The 3527-nt window shown below is 75.7% G+C and carries 3 protein-coding genes; 1 reads left to right on the top strand and 2 read right to left on the bottom strand.

Features of this window, described 5'->3' with window-relative positions; genetic code table 11:
* Positions 1-663: TetR/AcrR family transcriptional regulator (locus E4P41_RS21410; RefSeq protein WP_135143211.1), on the top strand; the 663-nt coding region annotated here is incomplete at its 5' end.
* Positions 664-853: 190 nt separating this feature from the next.
* Here E4P41_RS21410 and E4P41_RS21405 read toward each other — a convergent pair.
* Positions 854-1564 carry a methylase gene (locus E4P41_RS21405; RefSeq protein ID WP_135143210.1) on the bottom strand — a complete coding sequence of 237 codons (711 nt, stop codon included), beginning with the start codon at positions 1562-1564 and terminating at the stop codon, positions 854-856.
* Positions 1565-1692: 128 nt separating this feature from the next.
* Positions 1693-3527, bottom strand: a 1835-nt coding sequence (recN, locus tag E4P41_RS21400) for a DNA repair protein RecN (protein WP_245177554.1), incomplete at its 5' end; no start/stop codon positions are given.

Raw genomic sequence — 3527 nt, 5'->3', positions numbered from 1 at the left:
GCCCGCGGTCGCCGCGGACGACGCGCGCTGCGCGGCCCCGGGCTGCGCGAGCGGCGCCGGCAGCAGACCCGCGCCGCCATCGTCGACGCCGCCGCCGAGCTGTTCGCCGAGCGCGGCTTCGACGCGGTCAGCGTCGTGGAGATCGCGCAGCGGGCCGGCGTGGTCGAGAAGACCGTGTTCAACCACTTCCCGGTCAAGGAGGGGCTGGTCTTCGAGGCCGACCCGCCGATGCGTGCCGCCCTGCTCGAGGCGGTGCGCAGTCGCCCGGCCGGCGAGTCGGTGACCGCCGCGGCCGGTACCTTCGTCGTCCGGGCGATGAGCGGGCTCGGCGCTCCGGAGGCCGCCGCCGGCGTGGCCGAGATGGCCCGTGTCATCCGCGGCAGCCGCACGCTGCAGGTGCGCGAACGGGAGATCCTCGGCGAGCTGACCACCGCGCTGGCCGGGCTCATCGCCGAGGAGACCCGCTCGGAGCCCGGCGAGCTGGCACCGTGGCTGGCCGCGCACGCGGTGCTCGGCCTCTACGCCGCGCTGCTCGAGCTGGCCCGCGACCGGGTGCTCGCCGGGGTGACCGGCCCCGAGCTCTCCGCCGAGCTGCGCGCCCGAGGTGAACGGGGCCTGGCCCTGCTGCAGTTCGGCCTCGCCGGGTACGCCAAGCGGAGGTGAGGTGAGGTGACGGCCGTCAGGCCGCCACGGCTGTGACACGGTCGTCCTGCCGGACAACACCCAACTGGAGCCGCCCTACGAGGCGGCTCGAGGAGTGGGGGCCGGATGCCTCCGCGACGAGGGCCGGGATGGGCTCAGCGCAGCCGGGGGACGGCACGTGGTCGCGGTGTCGGCCGGTAGGCCGACGATGTCACAGCTGCAGGGCCCGGAGCAGCTGGAGTGCGCGGTCCCCGGGGATGTCCGGGTCCTGGGTGAAGAGCACGACGGCGACCATGTACTCGTCCTTCCCCGCCCAGCCCCGGCCCTCGGCGCACAGCCGCCGGATGTGGTCGCGGACCTTGGGCTCGCTGCTGTACGGGCCGTAGTCCAGGCCCATGGCCAGGAAGTTGGCGACCCGGTAGCCGAGGTCCCCGGCGGTGCGGACGGTCGTCTCCGGATCGGCGTAGCTCGGCACCGCCGTGATCACGTTGCGATATCCGGCCTTGAGCAGCTGCAGGACCAGGTCGTTGCCGTACACCCCGCCCCACAGCTCGGGCATGAGGATGTCGCGGTCGGGCGCCGGGAGGTAGGGCGGGTTCGCGATCACCGTGGCCACCGGTGGGGTGGCAGCGGAGTCGGCGTCGTGGAAGAAGTCCCCGAGCTCGACGGTATACCGGTCGGCGACCCCGCGGGCGGCGATGTTCTCCCGGGCCTTTCCCACCGAAGGTTGGCTGATGTCGACGCTGTGGACCCGCAGTCCGGGCAGCCCGGCGACCACGTCGGCGATGGCCGTGGCGTCACCGGTACCGAACTCGACGACGCCCTCGTGCGCCCAGCCCAGCTGCTCGCGGTACTGCTGCAGGAGGACCCGCACGGAGAATGCGTAGTGCGCCGACTCGTCGGCGGAGGAGAAACTACTCATCGGGCGGCACCGGACAGCAGGGAGCAGGACGGAGGTCGCGCGTCAGCAGCGGTGCGGCGGCGGTAGGGCACGATCCGGCCCTACCCGGCGCATCGCCTCGTCACTCGCTGGACGCGGCGCCCGTCCCCTCACGCAGCACTGCGTGCGGTCGCCGCCACGGCGAGCAGCTCCCGCGCGTGCGCCTGGGCGGTGTCGCTGTCGGTCAGCCCGGAGAGCATGCGGGCCAGCTCGCGCACCCGGTCCTCGCCGTCGACGGCGCGGATGTCGGTGGCGGTCACGCCCGCACCGGTGTCCGGGGCCTTGTCGACGACCAGGTGGGTGTCGGCGAACGCGGCGACCTGCGCCAGGTGGGTGACGACGACGACCTGGTGGGCGCGGGCCAGCCGGGCCAGCCGCCGGCCGATCTCCCCGGCGGCCTGCCCGCCGACCCCGGCGTCGACCTCGTCGAAGACCATGACCGGCACCGGGTCGGCACCGGCGAAGACGACCTCGATGGCGAGCATCACCCGGGAGAGCTCACCGCCGGAGGCTCCCTTGTGCACCGGCCGCGGCGGGGCACCGGGATGGGCGGCCATGAGCAACGCCACCTCGTCGATGCCCTCGGGCCCCGGCGTACCCGGATCGCTGTCGATCGAAAAGGAGACGTGGGCGCTCTTCATCGCCAGCCCGGCCAGCTCCCGGCCCACCTCGGCGGCGAACCCGTCGGCGGCCGCCCGACGTCCCGCCGAGACCTGGGCGCCGAGGTCGTCGACCTCGGCCCGAGCGGCGTCGCGGGCGGCCTCGATCGCCTCGAGCGCCTCGTCGGAGACGTCGAGCTCGCCCAGGCGGCGGCGGGCGTCCTCCGCCCACGCCAGCACGCCGCCGACCCCGTCCCCCACGTCGGCGTACTTGCGCACCAGGGCGGTGATCGCCGCCCGGCGGTCCATCACCTCGGCCAGCCGGGCGGGGTCGGCATCCAGGTCGGCGACGTAGGTGGCCAGCTGGCCGGCGACGTCGGAGACCACGGCGACGGCGTCGGCGAGGTCCTGGGCGAGCATCACCAGGGTCGGGTCGTCGGAGGCGGCCAACGCCCGCTCGGCGATGGCCAGGGCGGCCCCGGCGTCCTGCGGCAGGTCGTCGCCGAGGTCGCCGGTGACGTCGCCGACCAACGCCGTACGGGCCTCGTCGGCGGCGGCGCGCAGCGCGTCGGCGTCGCTGAGCCGCCGCGCCTGGGTGTCGAGCTCCTCGTCCTCGCCGGGCTGCGGGGCGACCGTCTCGATCTCCTCCAACCCGTGCCGGAGGACGTCGGCGGCCTGGGCCAGCTCCCGGGCCTGGCCACGGCGGCGCTCGAGGTCGCCGGCCAGCTGCCGCCAGCGGGCGTGGGCCTCGCGGTAGCGGTCGAGAAGCTCCAGGTGGGCCGCGCCGGCGTAGCGGTCCAGGGCCCGGCGCTGCTCGGCCGGGCGGGACAGCCGCAGCTGGTCGCTCTGCCCGTGCACCGCCAGCAGGCCCTCGGCCAGCTCGGCGACGACACCGACCGGGACGCTGCGCCCGCCCAGGTGCGCGCGCGAACGCCCCTCGGCGCTGACCGTACGGGCCAGGATCAGCGTGCCGTCGTCGTCCGGGTCGGCGCCGGCGTCGGCCGCCCGCTCCCAGACCGGTGAGTCGGCGGGGAGGACCAGCCGCCCCTCGACGCCGGCCCGCCCGTTGGCGCGCACCCGCCCGGGGTCGGCACGGCCGCCGAAGAGCAGCGTCAGGCCGGTGACGACCATCGTCTTGCCCGCACCGGTCTCGCCGGTGACCACGGTCAGGCCCTCGCCGAGCTCGAGGGTGACGTCGTCGATGGCGCCGAGCCCGCGGATGCGCAGCTCGGTCAGCCGGCCGTGCCGGGGATCGCCGTCGGCCCCTGCCGGCCGGCGGGCCGTCTCGCCGGCGACCCCCTCGGCGGACCGCGCCTCGGCCGGCTGTGCCTGCCCGGCCCGAGATC

The sequence above is a fragment of the Geodermatophilus sp. DF01-2 genome, assembly GCF_004571065.1.
GTDB lineage: Bacteria > Actinomycetota > Actinomycetes > Mycobacteriales > Geodermatophilaceae > Geodermatophilus.
The sequence above is the reverse complement of the archived record's forward strand: the minus strand, read 5'-3'. Positions and strand labels throughout refer to the sequence as shown.